This window comes from Comamonas koreensis (assembly GCF_014076495.1).
Lineage (GTDB): Bacteria > Pseudomonadota > Gammaproteobacteria > Burkholderiales > Burkholderiaceae_C > Comamonas > Comamonas squillarum.
Genome location: NZ_CP043575.1, coordinates 2003370 through 2018004, shown reverse-complemented (window position 1 = coordinate 2018004; position 14635 = coordinate 2003370). Strand labels below are relative to the sequence as shown.

13 protein-coding genes are annotated in these 14635 nt (G+C 63.3%); 6 read left to right on the top strand and 7 right to left on the bottom strand.

The window, feature by feature from the left end; genetic code table 11:
* Positions 1 to 48: 48 nt before the first annotated feature.
* The 3 genes from F0Q04_RS09005 to F0Q04_RS08995 all read right to left on the bottom strand — a co-directional run bounded on the left by F0Q04_RS09005 (position 49) and on the right by F0Q04_RS08995 (position 2022).
* The gene (locus tag F0Q04_RS09005; protein WP_116927244.1) at positions 49 to 243 is read right to left on the bottom strand and encodes a hypothetical protein; all 195 of its coding nucleotides are present in this window, start codon (positions 241 to 243) and stop codon (positions 49 to 51) included.
* 338 nt (positions 244 to 581) lie between these two features.
* The gene (locus tag F0Q04_RS09000; protein WP_182345215.1) at positions 582 to 1592 is read right to left on the bottom strand and encodes a Bug family tripartite tricarboxylate transporter substrate binding protein; all 1011 of its coding nucleotides are present in this window, start codon (positions 1590 to 1592) and stop codon (positions 582 to 584) included.
* A 61-nt stretch (positions 1593 to 1653) separates the two neighbouring features.
* Positions 1654 to 2022, bottom strand: coding sequence for a winged helix-turn-helix transcriptional regulator (locus F0Q04_RS08995; protein ID WP_182345214.1), 369 nt, complete (start codon positions 2020 to 2022; stop codon positions 1654 to 1656).
* Positions 2023 to 2223: 201 nt separating this feature from the next.
* Between F0Q04_RS08995 and F0Q04_RS08990 the strand changes: the two genes are divergently transcribed.
* Positions 2224 to 3231, top strand: a complete 1008-nt coding sequence (locus tag F0Q04_RS08990) for a zinc-dependent alcohol dehydrogenase family protein (protein ID WP_116927243.1) — start codon at positions 2224 to 2226, stop codon at positions 3229 to 3231.
* Between the two features lie 123 nt (positions 3232 to 3354).
* Here F0Q04_RS08990 and ilvD read toward each other — a convergent pair whose 3' ends face one another.
* A complete protein-coding gene (ilvD, locus tag F0Q04_RS08985; protein WP_116927242.1) occupies positions 3355 to 5220 on the bottom strand; it encodes a dihydroxy-acid dehydratase in 1866 nt (621 codons plus the stop codon).
* Between the two features lie 245 nt (positions 5221 to 5465).
* On the bottom strand, positions 5466 to 5708 hold the full coding sequence (locus F0Q04_RS08980; RefSeq protein ID WP_021027701.1) for a TIGR04438 family Trp-rich protein: 243 nt from the start codon (positions 5706 to 5708) through the stop codon (positions 5466 to 5468).
* A 146-nt stretch (positions 5709 to 5854) separates the two neighbouring features.
* On the opposite strand from F0Q04_RS08980, the gene F0Q04_RS08975 reads away from it, so the two are divergent.
* Entirely contained in the window at positions 5855 to 6160 is a 306-nt protein-coding gene (locus F0Q04_RS08975; protein ID WP_021027702.1) for a c-type cytochrome, read from the top strand.
* Positions 6161 to 6254: 94 nt separating this feature from the next.
* Here the strand turns inward: F0Q04_RS08975 and F0Q04_RS08970 are convergent, their stop codons facing one another.
* Complete coding sequence (locus F0Q04_RS08970; protein ID WP_116927241.1) at positions 6255 to 6719, bottom strand: LapA family protein; 465 nt, start codon at positions 6717 to 6719, stop codon at positions 6255 to 6257.
* A 159-nt stretch (positions 6720 to 6878) separates the two neighbouring features.
* Entirely contained in the window at positions 6879 to 8879 is a 2001-nt protein-coding gene (acs, locus tag F0Q04_RS08965; RefSeq protein WP_182345213.1) for an acetate--CoA ligase, read from the bottom strand.
* A 322-nt stretch (positions 8880 to 9201) separates the two neighbouring features.
* Between acs and F0Q04_RS08960 the strand changes: the two genes are divergently transcribed.
* From F0Q04_RS08960 to proX, 4 genes are all read left to right on the top strand, one after another.
* Positions 9202 to 9804 (top strand): TIGR00645 family protein, encoded by a 603-nt coding sequence (locus F0Q04_RS08960; RefSeq protein ID WP_027011086.1) that lies wholly within the window; start codon positions 9202 to 9204, stop codon positions 9802 to 9804.
* An 850-nt stretch (positions 9805 to 10654) separates the two neighbouring features.
* A complete protein-coding gene (gene proV / locus F0Q04_RS08955) occupies positions 10655 to 11959 on the top strand; it encodes a glycine betaine/L-proline ABC transporter ATP-binding protein ProV (protein ID WP_182345212.1) in 1305 nt (434 codons plus the stop codon).
* The gene (gene proW / locus F0Q04_RS08950) at positions 11956 to 13245 is read left to right on the top strand and encodes a glycine betaine/L-proline ABC transporter permease ProW (protein ID WP_116927238.1); all 1290 of its coding nucleotides are present in this window, start codon (positions 11956 to 11958) and stop codon (positions 13243 to 13245) included. Before proV ends, proW begins: the two co-directional genes overlap by 4 nt.
* A gap of 123 nt (positions 13246 to 13368) precedes the next feature.
* The gene (proX, locus tag F0Q04_RS08945; RefSeq protein WP_182345211.1) at positions 13369 to 14424 is read left to right on the top strand and encodes a glycine betaine/L-proline ABC transporter substrate-binding protein ProX; all 1056 of its coding nucleotides are present in this window, start codon (positions 13369 to 13371) and stop codon (positions 14422 to 14424) included.
* Positions 14425 to 14635: the final 211 nt, after the last annotated feature.

Genomic DNA, 14635 nt, shown 5'->3' with positions numbered 1-14635 from the left:
GCGCCGCTGCGGTGCGGCGGCACATATGCACATCAGACAGAAGAAAGGTCAGCGACTGAAGGGGTCCAGCGCAGCCGATGCCGAGCAGGACTGCGCTGCGCCCTTGCCCACCGGAGCGCGGCGGCGCAGCATGGTCGCGAGCTGGCGCTGCATGCGGCAGGGCAGGCCCAGGCCGCAGCAAGGCGTAATGGCCCATGGCGCAGCCTTGCGCTGCAGTGCGCGCAAGGGGGCCAGCGAAGACATACGCAGTGGCATGAAAAGCTCCCACACCCGGCGTGGCAGCGCGCAACAAAGGCGCTCGCCACGGGGCAAGACTGGAAGATCGAATGGGATGCCGTTGGCGCGTAGGTCTAAGAAACTACGGCGCCTGACAGCTGCCCGCCTGGTTGGGCAAGGCAGCGCGCAAAGCTGGGGCGTTTGCGATTACCTTGCCTGTGGTCGGTTGGCCGCTGGCCAACAACTCGGTAAGTCCACAGGGTTACTCCTAGTAAAAAATCTGGGCGGATTGTAGACCAACGCCCCCAAAACCGCCAGTGGTTTGGAAAGCACAACGCAGTCTTTACCTGCGCTTTTCAGCACCCTCAGTCCAGCACCAGCTTGCGCTGCTGCACCAGTTGCTGGATCTGGGCGCGCGTATCGCTGATCAGCAGCGCAAACGCTTGCGGGCTGCCGCCCATGGGCACAACACCCAGCTGCGCCAGGCGCGCCTGCACGGCCGGTTGGCGCATAGCTTCTTGCGCTGCGCGGTTGAGGGTGTCGATCACGGCCGGCGGCGTGCCAGCGGGCGCTACCAGGCCAAACCAGGTAATGGCCAGGCGGTTGAGCGCCGGGTAGCCGGCCTCCGCCAGGGTGGGAACGCCCGGAAGCGCCGGCAACCGCTGCGGCGCGGCCACCGCAAAAGGCACCAGCCGCCCCGATTGCACCAGGCTGCTTGACGAGGGGTACTGGTCGCTCAGCACCTGGGTCTCGCCGGCCAGCGCACTGTTGATCACCGGGCCCTGGCCTTTGTAGGGGATGTGGCGCAGGCGTACGCCCAGCGCTTCATTCATCGCCTCAGCAATCAGGTGGCCGATGGAGCCCACACCCGCCGATCCGATCGTGTAGTGGTCGGGCTTGGCGCGCAACGTCGCCACCAGGCCCTGCAGATCGTGTACCCCCAGGCTGGGATGGGTGGAGAACACCGACGGAATCTGCGCCAGTGCCATGACCGGTGCCAGCTCTTGCAGCGGATCGCGGCGCACCGATTTGAGCATCACCGTATTGACGGCCAGGGTGCTGATGGTCCCCACGCCAAGGGTGTAGCCATCGGGCTGGGCACGGGCCACCGCCTCGGCGCCGATGAGGCCTGCGGCACCGGCCTTGTTCTCCACCACCACCGGCTGGCCCAGCGGCTCGCGAATCGCATCGGCCAGCAGGCGCGCCACGATATCGGTCGAGCCGCCCGGCGCAAAAGGCACCACCAGCTTGACCGGCTGGCTCGGGTAGGCGCGCCGCTCCTGCGCTTGCGCCGTCACAGCGCCGGCCAACGCCAGGCCCAGACAAAACAGCGCGGACAGCAGCGCAAACGCGCGCAGGAATGGAAAGCGGGACATCATGGCAGGTGGGCACGCAACATCAGAGAGGAGAATTATCCTCCCGAGCAGGAAACTGGGACTAGGCCGCGCAGCTGGCCTGCACGCCTGGCGCCTCGTCCTGCAGCCCTTGGGATTGTGCATAGTCCATGCCCCAGTCGCGCATCGCAATCAGCACCGCTTTGAGGCTGCGCCCCATGTCGGTCAGCGCATAGTCCACGCGCGGCGGCACTTCCGCATAGACGGTGCGCGCAACAATGCCGGCCTCTTCAAGCTCGCGCAGCTGCAGGGTCAGCATGCGCTGGGTGACATTGGGAATGGCCCGGGACAGTTCGCTAAAGCGCTTGGTGCCATGGAGCAGATGGAAAAGCACAATCGGCTTCCAGGTACCGCCCATGACAGACAAGGTCACCTCCACCGCGCAACCACTTTTGCTGTTCAAACGCTTCATATTCTCTCCAACGAGCCAGTCGGCCAGGGCGCCATCCTAGCGCCAAGCCAATGCCCATGCATTGCTTACATTTTTAATACTAGACCACAAATATGTTGGTTCTGGCTTTCTGAGCCCGGCGCTTGCATGATGGCCGGGTGGCTGCGCCGTGCAGCCTAAACCGCTCTTCAAAGTGATAGCAACCCAGGAAAGAGAAACGCCATGAAAGCCATACAAGTTGCCGCCCCCGGTGGCCTGGACCACCTGCAGCTGGTCGACCTGCCAGCGCCTGCTGCGCCCCGCGCCGGCGAAATCCAGGTGCGCCTGCATGCCAGCTCGCTCAACTACCACGACCTGGCCATTGCCGCTGGGCGCTCGCCCACCGCCGATGGCCGCATCCCGATGGCCGATGGCGCCGGTGTGGTGACGGCCGTGGGTGAAGGCGTTTCCGAGTTTGCCGTCGGCGACGCCGTGGTGTCCTGCTTTTTCCCGCTGTGGCAATCGGGCAAGCAGGTGCCCTCCACCTTTGCCACCGTGCCCGGCGATGGCGTGGATGGCTTTGCGCGTGAGCACGTCACGATGGCCGCCACGGCCTTTACCCATGCACCCAAGGGCTATACGCATGAAGAAGCCGCAACCCTGACCACCGCCGGCCTCACGGCCTGGCGCGCGCTGGTGGTTGACGGCCGCATCGAAGCGGGGCAAACCGTGCTGGTGCTGGGCACGGGCGGCGTCTCCATCTTTGCGTTGCAGCTGGCCCATGCGATGGGCGCCAAGGTGATTGCGACCACCTCCAGCGCCGCCAAGGCAGAGCGTCTGCGTGCCTTGGGCGCCGACACCGTCATCAACTACCGCGACCAGCCCGAATGGGGCGATGCGGTGCTGCAGGCTACCGGCGGTCGCGGCGCCGATATCGTTGTGGAGGTGGGCGGCCCTGCGACCCTACCCCAGTCCATCCGCGCCTGCGCGCCTGGCGGCCATATTGCGCTGATTGGTGTGCTGACCGGCTTTGCCGGCGCTGTACCCACCGTGGAGCTGATGCGCAAGCAGCAAACCTTGAAAGGCCTGATCGTCGGCAGCCGCGAGCAGCAGCAAGACCTGGTGCGCGCGCTCGAGCAGCTGGCGCTGCGCCCCATCATCGACAGCAGCTACCCGCTGGAGAAAATCGCCGATGCCTTTGCGCACCAGATCAGCGCCCAGCACTTTGGCAAGATCTGCCTGCACTGGTAAGTGGTGGCGGCGGGGCAAGCGCGCTGGCGCCTGCCCCTATGCCCCCTATGCCCCCAATGGCCTCATGAAAAAACCGCCCCGGGCTTGCGCCTGGGGCGGTTCTTCATGGAAGGCGAAGCACGCTCAGTCCAGCAGCGAGATATCGCGCACTGCGCCCTTGTCGGCCGAGGTCACCAGCTTGGCATAGGCCTTCAAAGCGGTGGACACCTTGCGCGGACGGGGCTTGGCAGGCTTCCAGCCCAGCGCATCTTGCGCTTCGCGGCGCTTGGCAAATTCCTCGTCGCTCACCAGCGCATTGATCGTGCGGTTGGGGATGTCGATGAGGATACGGTCGCCGTTTTGCACCAGGCCAATCGCGCCGCCAGCCGCTGCCTCTGGCGAGCAGTGGCCAATCGACAGGCCCGAGGTACCGCCCGAGAAGCGGCCATCGGTCAGCAGTGCGCAGGACTTGCCCAGGCCCTTGGACTTGATATAGCTGGTCGGGTAGAGCATTTCCTGCATGCCGGGGCCGCCCTTGGGGCCTTCGTAGCGCACGATCACGACATCACCGGCCTTGACCTTGTCGCTCAGGATGTTTTCCACCGCCTCGTCCTGCGACTCGACCACATGGGCCGAGCCTTCGAACACCAGGATCGAGTCATCGACACCGGCGGTCTTGACCACGCAGCCGTCCAGCGCGATATTGCCGCGCAGCACGGCCAGGCCGCCTTCTTTGGAGAAGGCATGGTCGTAGGAGCGGATGCAGCCTTCGGCGCGGTCCAGATCCAGGCTGGGCCAGCGCGTGCTTTGGCTGAAAGCCACCTGGGTGGGGATGCCGGCAGGACCCGCCATGTAGAAGGTGCGCACGGCCTCGTCTTCGGTACGCACGATGTCCCACTGGTCCAGCGCGTCCTTCATGGTCTTGGCATGCACGGTGGGCACATCGGTGTGCAGCTTGCCGGCGCGGTCGAGCTCACCCAGGATGGCCATGATGCCACCGGCACGGTGCACGTCTTCGATGTGGTACTTGTTGGTATTGGGCGCCACCTTGCACAGCTGCGGCACGGTGCGTGACATGCGGTCGATGTCGGTCATCGTGAAATCGATGTCCGCCTCTTGCGCAATCGCCAGCAAATGCAGGATGGTGTTGGTCGAGCCACCCATCGCGATGTCCAAGGTCATCGCGTTCTCGAAGGCCTTGATGCCAACAGCGCGTGGCAGCAGGGTCGCTTCGTCTTGCTCGTAGTAGCGCTTGGCCAGCTCCACGATCAGGCGGCCTGCGCGCTTGAACAGTTGCTCGCGGTCCGAGTGGGTGGCCACCACAGTGCCATTGCCTGGCAGGGCCAGGCCCAGCGCTTCGGCCAGGCAGTTCATCGAGTTGGCGGTGAACATGCCCGAGCAGGAGCCGCAGGTCGGGCAGGCCGAGCGCTCGACTTCGGCCACATCGGCATCGCTCACATTGCTGTCAGCGGCCATCACCATCGCGTCGACCAGGTCGAGCTTCTTGATCTGGATGGTCTTGCTGCCGTCAGCCGCCGGCACGGCCAGGCGCACCTTGCCCGCTTCCATCGGGCCGCCCGAGACAAACACCACGGGGATATTGAGGCGCATCGCAGCCATCAGCATGCCGGGGGTGATCTTGTCGCAGTTGGAGATGCAGACCATGGCATCGGCGCAGTGCGCATTGACCATGTATTCGACCGAATCGGCAATCACTTCGCGGCTGGGCAGCGAGTACAGCATGCCGTCGTGGCCCATCGCAATGCCGTCATCGACGGCAATGGTGTTGAACTCCTTGGCCACGCCGCCTGCCGCTTCGATCTCGCGGGCGACGAGCTGGCCCAGGTCCTTGAGGTGCACATGGCCTGGAACGAACTGGGTAAAGGAGTTCACCACCGCAATGATGGGCTTGGAGAAATCGTCGTCTTTCATGCCGGTGGCACGCCACAAGGAGCGGGCACCAGCCATGTTGCGACCGGCGGTAGAGGTTTTGGAACGGTATGCGGGCATCGTGGTGTACGAATCAGTAAACAATAAGAATGCGGCCTGTCTTGCATAGTGCGGGCCTGGATATACGCCAGGGCCAGCAGGCAAGTTGGCGAGAACCTCTTGAGTGCACGCCGATGTGAGCGATGATTATCGCGCAGCTGGGCAAATGACGGAGACACTCGGGTTCCAGCCAGTAACGGCCGTAGGGGCAGCGCCCGGGCAGAAAAAAACCGCCTGCTCGGCGGTTGGTGCCCCAGCAGCCGCTGTCAGCGGCGCCGGCGGGCCGATTGGCCCAGCGCTTCTTTGGATTTTTGCAGGCGGCGCTCTTTTTTCAGCACCTCCTGCTCCATCGCCTTGCGCTTGGTGTAACCCGACCAGTCGGCCCAGGCCCACCACAGCGCAGCCAGCCCAAAGGGCGCCAGCACAGCAGTCCAGGACCAGGCCGCAACCGGGCCTATCTCCAGGTACTTCAACAACAGCAGAATGATCCCCAGGATCAGAAAATACATGGTCTCTCCATCCGCTTTGGCCCCTTGTATGTCGGTGGCGTAAAGCCCGTAAAGAATGCAAACTTGTGGAACATACTGGCGCCCCCGCAGTCTTACGCAGCGAGCCATTAGAATTAATGTACCTCATGCGCTAAGGAGATAACACGATGAACCGTATTCTGATTGCCACGGCACTGGCCTTGTCGGCCAGCGCACCTGCGTGGGCTGATCAGGCATTGGCCCAATCCAAGAACTGCATGGCTTGCCATTCGGTCGACAAGAAAGTGGTGGGCCCCGCATTCAAAGATATTGGCGCCAAGTTTGCAGGCCAGCCCGGCGCATCCAACATGCTGGCCCAGAAGATCATCAAGGGCAGCGCCGGCGTCTGGGGCCCCGTGCCCATGCCCGCCAACACCCAGGTCAGCGAAGCCGATGCCAAGAAGCTGGCCGACTGGGTACTGACCCTCAAGTAAAGAGCGCCTCGCATGCAGGTCGGGCCTGCTGGCCCACTCCGATGAAAAAACCACCTCGCGAGGTGGTTTTTTGCTGGCTGCGCAAGTGCGTCCTTTAGAACGTATTGCGCGGCGGCTCGACATGGCGCATGCGGTCTTCAATCTGGCCCAGGTAAGCGGCATTGCTGTTGTCCGACTCCTGGGCACGGGCCACCAGGTGGGCTTCCAGCTCTGCCAGGCGGGCCAGCAGTGCCGACTGGCCGGCAGCATGCTGGCTCTCCAGCACCTGGCGCAGCTCGGTAAAGCGTGATGCCTCGGCCTTGTCTGCCAGCTCGCGTTGGGCCGTCATCTCCTTGTTGTGGCGGCGCGCCTCCAGCATGACCGATCCCTGCAAGGACAGCACATAGGCAACGAAGATCACGCACAGCAGCACCGTCAGCGCCAGCATCAGCACTCCCAGCGGGGCGTGGATGGTCGTGAGGCCCAGGTTGACTTCCGATGGGGTGGACAGCACCTGCCAGTTGAGGGCCGCCAGGCCGCCGATGAGCACGGCGATGATGAGAAGAAGAATGCTGCGCATAGTGGATTTTGATGGCAAGAGTGGAATGCATAGACCATAGCACGATCTATGCACCAGCGCTTGTCAGCCAATGCTGGCAATTTCTTACCAGTTCTTCAGCTTTAACAACAGCTTGGCGCACTGGAAGGATCCAGCGCGCCATTTGTTGACATTTACCGATCAGTGGGTATCGGACAACTGGTCGAGGATCGCCGGGTTCTCCAAGGTGGAGGTGTCCTGCGTGATCGCCTCGCCTTTGGCGATCGAGCGCAACAGGCGGCGCATGATCTTGCCCGAGCGGGTCTTGGGCAGGTTGTCGCCAAAGCGGATGTCCTTGGGCTTGGCAATCGGGCCGATCTCCTTGGCCACCCAGTCGCGCAGCTCCTTGGCAATCTGCTTGGCTTCGTCGCCGGTGGGGCGCGAGCGCTTGAGCACCACAAAGGCGCAGATCGCCTCGCCCGTCATGTCATCGGGCCGGCCCACCACGGCCGCCTCGGCCACCAGGTCGGTCTTGGACACCAGGGCCGACTCGATCTCCATCGTGCCCATGCGGTGGCCCGAGACGTTGAGCACATCGTCAATACGGCCGGTGATGCGGAAGTACCCGGTCTTGGCATCGCGCACCGCGCCGTCGCCGGCCAGGTAGATGCTGCCGCCCATCTCTTCGGGGAAATAGGCTTTCTTGAAGCGCTCGGGGTCGTTCCAGATCGTGCGGATCATCGACGGCCAGGGCTTGCTGATCACGAGGATACCGCCGGTGCCGTTGGGCAGCTCCTTGCCGGTCTCGTCGACGATCTGGGCCATGATGCCCGGCAGCGGCAAGGTGCAGGAGCCCGGCACCAGCGGCGTCGCGCCCGGCAGCGGCGTGATCACATGGCCGCCGTTTTCCGTCTGCCAGAAGGTATCGACAATCGGGCAGCGCTCGCCACCGATATTGCGGTAGTACCACATCCAGGCTTCGGGGTTGATGGGCTCGCCCACCGATCCCAGAATGCGCAGGCTGCTGAGGTTCCAGTTGCGCGGGTGCACCTTGTCGTCCGAGTCAGCAGCCTTGATCAGCGAGCGGATCGCCGTGGGCGCGGTGTAGAAGATGGAGACGCCATGGCGCTCGATCATCTGCCAGAAGCGCCCGGCATTGGGGAAGGTCGGCACGCCCTCGAACACCACCTGGGTCGCGCCAGCGGCCAGCGGGCCGTAGGCAATATAGGTGTGACCGGTGATCCAGCCGATATCGGCCGTGCACCAGAACACATCGCTGGGCTTTAGATCAAAGGTCCACTCCATCGTCATCTTGGCCCAAAGGATGTAGCCGCCGCTGGCGTGCTGTACGCCCTTGGGCTTGCCGGTGGAACCGCTGGTGTACAGAATGAAGAGCGGATGCTCGGCATGGACGGCCACTGGTGCACATTCCTTGCTTTGGCCGGCCAGCGCCTCACCAAAGCTCACATCCCGGCCGTCCACCTTGTTCCAGGCTGTCTGGGTGCGTTCAAACACCAGCACTTTCTTGACGGTGTCGCAGCCCCCCATGGCCAGTGCGTCGTCGACAATGGCCTTCAGCGGCAACTCCTTGCCGCCGCGCATCTGGTAGTTGGCGGTGACGATAAGCACCGCGCCGGCGTCGATGACGCGCTCATTGACCGCCTTGGCCGAGAAGCCGCCAAACACCACCGAGTGGGTCGCACCAATGCGCGCGCAGGCCTGCATCGCCACAATGCCCTCGACGGTCATCGGCATATAGATGAGGACCCGGTCGCCCTTTTGCACGCCCTGGGCCTTGAGCGCATTGGCAAAGGCACTGACCTTGTCCAGCAGCTCACGGTAAGTGATCTTGGTCACCTGGCCATCATCAGCTTCAAAGATGATCGCTGTCTTGCTCTCCACCGGCGTGCCGATGTGCTTGTCGAGGCAGTTGGCGCTGACGTTCAACTCACCATCCTGGAACCACTTGAAGAATGGCGGCGTGCTCTGGTCCAGCACTTCGGTGAAGGGCTTGGTCCACTGCACATGCTCGCGGGCACGTTGGGCCCAAAAGCCTTCAAAGTCGGACTCGGCCTCGGCGCACAGCGCCTCATAGGCCTCCATGCTGCCGACGCGGGCCGTGGCAGACAGGCTGGCCGGTGGGGGAAATACGCGGTTTTCGACCAGAACGGATTCAATGGTTCCTTGGGCTGGGGCTGTCATGGGTGGGTCTCCTTTGCAAACATTGTAGGTATGAAAATCGCTGCTACTGTGGACCGGCGCACTTACAGGCATCTGACAAGGCTCCACTGCCTGCCACCGCTTGCGATAGACAAAACCAACCACCCGATCCAGGCGAGGAATTTTCCCAATCGCCACACTGCAGACGCAGGGCGCTGGCTACAATGCGCGACGCTCTTTTTAGCGGCATTTCCGCACGCGCTGAGCCAGCATCCGGACAGGCTGGCACGGACCTCAGCGATGGACGGCCGAAACACAGATTCCAAACCTGCTGCAGGGCACTCTCTCCACTACCCCCTCCACCATGTCTCTCCCTCAAAATGCTCCTTTGCGCCCCTTGCCGGCGCTGATTTTTGCCAGCCGCTGGCTGCAGCTGCCGCTCTACCTGGGCCTGATCGTTGCCCAGCTGGTGTATGTCTGGCATTTCCTGGTCGAGCTGCTGCACCTGGTTGAAGCGGCCTTTGGCAGCGATACTGCGCTGCGCATCCTCGTCACCTCGGTGGGATATTCGCCCGATGTCCAGATCACGGCGCTCAACGAGACCATCATCATGCTGGTGGTGCTCGGTCTCATCGATGTGGTGATGATCTCCAACCTGCTGATCATGGTCATCGTCGGCGGCTACGAGACCTTTGTCAGCCGCATGCACCTCAACCGCCACCCGGACCAGCCCGAATGGCTGGGCCATGTCAACGCCTCGGTGCTCAAGGTCAAGCTGGGCCTGTCGATCATCGGCATCAGCTCCATTCACCTGCTCAAGACCTTTATCAATGCACCCAATTACAGCGAGAAGGTGCTGATGTGGCAGACCATCATCCATGTGGTGTTCCTGCTGTCTGCGCTGGCCATCGCCTGGACCGACCGCATCCTGCACCCAGCAGGCCCTGCACACAAGGACAGTCACTGATCCATCAGCCGCTTCGCGCCCCCTCCAGCCCCGCCCCCGTGCGGGGCTTTTTCATGGGCGCTTTGGAGATCCGTATTGGCGAGAAATTCCTACAAGGCAACCTTTGGTTTTCAGATATCAGCAGTCATTTACCCTTAAAAGACAGCATCCATAGCACAAGCAACGCGATCGGTTCGCAATTGCTAAAATTGGGGTCTTTTCGGCAATGGCTCCGCATAAAATTGAAACTATATGTTTCATGTTCATGCAAAGTCCTGACCGCTTGATCCGACCATATTTGGTTTTTTATTGCTATTAAAAAAGTAGCAATCCAGAAATCAGATGCTGCAAATGGCCGTGTAGAACGCCAAATTCGCCCGGATGAAACCCGCTTTTTTTGACTTCTATATTTCCAATACGTATACTTAAAGGATGTTTTACAACCTGCAACGCAGGTAATCCGTGCCTTTCTGACAGGTGCGGATCGTCTCCGTCGGGTCTTTGGCGTCGCGCCAAAGTCCGTCAACAGGCCGGAATATTCCCGGCCCTGATGCCCCGGCGTGGTGGCCTTTTTACAGTGTCCGCCGCGCTCGCGTGATTGAAACCATCGGGTTTCAATGCGCACGAGAGACCCTGTACCCGGCTCGACCCTGGAGCCCATCGCTGCTGGCATGCACGCCCGGTACAGGCAGAAATTGTTGGTCACATTGCGTGGCCTGCCCACCCCACGAGGGCTTGCCATGGTTGTCGCTTCGACAGCCAGGCGCAGCTATCGGCATCAGGGTTGAGAGATTGACGGTCCCGTGCTGGACGACGCCCTTCATGGGCGTCTTCAGCGTTGTAGCCACTACAACTTAGGGAGGAGCCACACATGGCCAAACAAATCCGTATCGAGCACGTCTTCAAGGTGTTCGGAGATTCCCCAAAAGCCGCGCTCGAGCTGGTGCGCAAAGGCGCCACCAAACAAGAAGTCATGGAGAAGACCGGCAACTCCATCGGCGTGTTTGACGCCAACTTCACGATCGAAGCCGGTGAAATCTTTGTCGTGATGGGCCTGTCGGGCTCGGGCAAGTCCACGCTGGTGCGCATGCTCAACCGCCTGATCGAGCCCACCAGCGGCGCCATCGTCGTCGATGGCCAGGACATCAACCAACTGTCCGACAGCAAGCTGCGCGCACTGCGCCGCAAGGACATCTCGATGGTGTTCCAGTCCTTTGCACTGATGCCCCACCTCACCGTGGTGGAGAACACCGCGTTCGGCCTGGAGTTGGCCGGCGTGGCCCGCGAAGAGCGCCTCACCGCTGCCGAGCAAGCGCTCGAGCAGGTGGGCCTGGCCGGCTGGGGCGCGAGCTACCCCGATGAGCTCTCGGGCGGCATGCAGCAGCGCGTGGGCCTGGCCCGGGCGCTGGCATCGGACCCCTCGATCCTGCTGATGGACGAGGCCTTCTCGGCGCTCGACCCCATTATCCGCACGGAGATGCAGTCCGAGCTGATGCGCCTGCAGGAGATCAAGCGCCGCACCATCGTCTTCATCTCGCATGATCTGGACGAAGCGATGCGCATCGGCGACCGCATTGCCATCATGAAGGACGGCATGGTCCAGCAGGTCGGCACGCCCGACGATATTTTGCGCAACCCTGCCAACGACTACGTGCGCGCCTTTATCCAGGGCGTGGATGCCGCAGCCGTGTTCAAGGCCGCCGATATCGCGCGCCGCGCCATCACCGTCGTCAAGGAAAGCGACCAGCGCGGCGCCCGCGCCGCCATGCAGCTGCTGCAGGACGAAGACCGGGATTTCGCCTATGTCGTCTCGCCCCGCAAGCAGTACCTGGGCACTGTCTCGACCGAATCCCTGCGCAATGCCTTGAAAGGCCATGTCGGCCCGTTGGGTCTGCAGCATGCCTACCTGGACAAGGTCGAGCCCATTGCCGAAGACGCGCTGGTGGCCGACCTGTTTGGCCAGGTCGCGCAGGCCCCCTGCCCGCTGCCGGTGCTGCGTGCCGATGGGCGCTTTGTCGGCGCGATTAGCAAGAACACCCTGCTGCGCTTCTTGGACCGCGACACGCCGCCCGTGCCGCCCACCGACCCTGCGGTGATCGCCATGCAAGCGGCCACCGAGGCCGCTGCCGCTGACGCCGCCAATACCGGCAACAACGACAACAGGAGTGCCGCATGAGTACCGACAACACGCTGACCATCGCCCAGAACACTGCCGCTGCCGACCCTTGGGCCGATACCGCATCGACCAGCTCGAGCGCGGCCACCGCATGGACCTCCACCGACGCTACTGACGCGGCAGCAGCACCCGCCCAGGCCGCACCGGTGGACGACCCCTGGGTTGCCGTGGGCAATGTCTCGGGCAACACCGACTGGCTGGGCGGCCCCGACGCCGTGGGCCAGACCGCGGATGCCGCCCAGGCCGCAGCGCAGCATGCGCAGGCCGCCCATGACAGCGGTTTCCACCTGAGCCAGCTCTGGGACGGCAGCCTGCCGGTGCAGGACTGGATCAACAGTGGCCTGACCTGGGTGGTGGCCAATTTCCGCCCCTTCTTCCAGACCGTGCGCGCGCCGATTGACGCCACGCTCACCGGTGTGGAGCATTTTCTGACCGCCATCCCGATGCTCGCGATGGTGGCGATCCTGGCGCTGATCGCCTGGCAATTTGCCGGCGGCGCCCTGGCCATTGGGGCCGTGGTGTCGCTGCTGATCATCGGCATGCTGGGCATCTGGCACGAAGCCATGGTCACCCTGTCGCTGGTGCTGACCTCGCTGGCCTTCTGCATCATCATCGGTCTGCCGCTGGGCATCTTGCTGGCCAGCAGCGACCGGGCGCAGAAGTTCTTCCGCCCGGTGCTGGACGCCATGCAGACCACCCCGGCCTTCGTCTACCTGGTGCCGGTGGTGATGCTGTTTGGCATTGGCAATGTGCCAGGCGTTGTGGTGACCATCGTGTTTGCACTGCCACCGCTGGTGCGCCTGACCAACCTGGGTATCCGCCAGGTCCGGCCTGACCTGATCGAAGCGAGCCGTGCCTATGGCGCCTCGCCACTGCAATTGCTGTGGAAGGTGCAGCTGCCGCTGTCCATGCCCTCGATCATGGCCGGTATCAACCAGTCGCTGATGCTGTCGCTGTCGATGGTGGTGATTGCCTCGATGATCGCCGTGGGCGGCCTGGGCCAGATGGTGCTGCGCGGTATTGGCCGCCTGGACATGGGCCTGGCCACTGTTGGCGGCCTGGGCATTGTGCTGCTGGCTATTTTGCTCGACCGCATCACCCAGGCCATGGGCCAGCCACGCCGCGGCGTGCGCCACTGGTGGCAGACCGGCCCGGCCGGCCTCATCGCCCGCGCCCTGCACAAGCCTGAAGCCAGCCCTGCGCCCAAGCCCCTGCCCCAGGCAGCGGCCCAAAAGCAGGCACAGGCAGCCACGCAGCCCGGCCAGGACGCCGTACCTGCCGCCTAAGCCCAGGCGGGGCAGCCCACACCCGTTGGCCAAGGCTGCCCTGCTCGCCCTCTTGGCCCCCCATTTGTGCATTGATCGGCGGCACGCAGCGCGTGCCCGCCGAACCCCAAACAAGGAGCATCCATGACATCCACCGCCCATTCCTGGCAGGCCTTCGCCGCCCCCACCCGCCTGGTCAAAAGCCTGCTGACCACCAGCTTGCTGGCCGCTGGCCTCGCCGCCGCCGGCCATGCGATGGCCCAGGACCTGCCCGGCAAGGACATCAAGGTCCAGCCGCTGCAAAGCTCGATCGCCGAAGAAACCTTCCAGACCCTGTTGGTCAACAAGGCCATGCAAAAGCTCGGCTATGACGTGCAGCCCATCCGCGAAGTGGAATATGCCACCGCCCACGTGGCGATCGGCAACGGCGACGCCACCTACATGGCCGACCACTGGGATCCGCTGCAGGCCGACTTCTACAAGAATGCCGGCGGCGCCGACAAGCTCTACCGCGAAGGCGAGTACTCGACCAGCGCCGTGCAGGGCTATCTGATCGACAAGAAGACCGCCGATGAGCACAAGATCACCAATATCGAGCAGCTCAAGGACCCCAAGATTGCCAAGCTGTTTGACACCGACGGGGACGGCAAGGCCGACCTGACCGGCTGCACCCCCGGCTGGGGCTGCGAAGGCGCAATCGAGCATCAGCTGACTGCCTACAAGCTGCGCGATACCGTCACCCATGTGCAAGGCACCTATGCCGCGCTGATGGCCGACACCATCGCCCGCTACAAGTCCGGCAAGCCCATCCTCTACTACACCTGGACGCCATACTGGGTCAGCGCCGAGCTGCGCCCTGGCCGTGATGTTGTCTGGCTGCAAGTGCCGTTCACCGCACTGCCCGGCAACCAGGCCGATCTGAAGACTGCGCTGCCCAACGGCAAGAACTACGGCTTCCCGCTCAACACCCAGAAGATCGTCGCCAACAAGAAGTTCGCCGAAGCCAACCCAGCGGCCGCCAAGCTGTTTGCAATCATGAAGCTGCCGGTCGCGGACATCAACGCGCAGAACCTGGCGATGAAGGACGGCCAGAACAAGCCTGCCGATATCGAGCGCCATGCCGACGGCTGGATCAAGGCCCACCAGGCCGAGTTTGACGGCTGGATCAAGACGGCGCTGGACGCCGCCAAGGCGCAATAAGCCAGCTGGCAACACCAGCCTGGCAGGATCTTGCCGGGCCGGTGCCTTCCCCCAGGGGCATGCCGCCATGCCCACCGCTGCAGCGCCAGCGCTGCCCCGCCCCAAGCCCCCCGCAAGCTGCACACAGACCACCCGGCACCACCGGCCGGCCCGGGCGCCGTCTTGCCCCAGGGCTGCCCATGTTCCCTCTCGGTGCACCTCTGGTGCATCG